This window comes from Desulfocurvus sp. DL1XJH-121 (genome assembly GCF_054819825.1).
The window spans coordinates 1-245 of the sequence record NZ_JBTVWW010000172.1 but is presented as its reverse complement, the minus strand read 5'-3'; the positions used below and the strand labels follow the sequence as shown (position 1 = coordinate 245).

1 protein-coding gene is annotated in these 245 nt (G+C 35.1%); it reads left to right on the top strand.

Going from position 1 to position 245, the window contains the following annotated elements:
- A partial coding sequence (locus ACYYG1_RS17765; protein ID WP_461211657.1) for an alpha-L-rhamnosidase N-terminal domain-containing protein occupies positions 1-245 on the top strand: 245 nt, incomplete at both ends.

The following is a 245-nucleotide window of genomic DNA, read 5'->3' as shown; positions in this document are numbered from 1 at the left end:
CGTTTTTTGAAACGGGAAAAATGGATGAAGCTTGGCAGGCTCAATGGATTGGCAATTATAATCAAGATCTTCAAAATACTCTCTTTAAAAAAGTAGTTACGATTAAAAAGCCGCTAAAATCGGCACGATTATATATTACCGGTCTAGGACTATATGAAACTTACATTGATAAGCGCAAAGTTAGCAATGAATATTTAACTCCAGGAGTAACTGCTTATGACAAATTAGTGCAGGTACAGACTTAC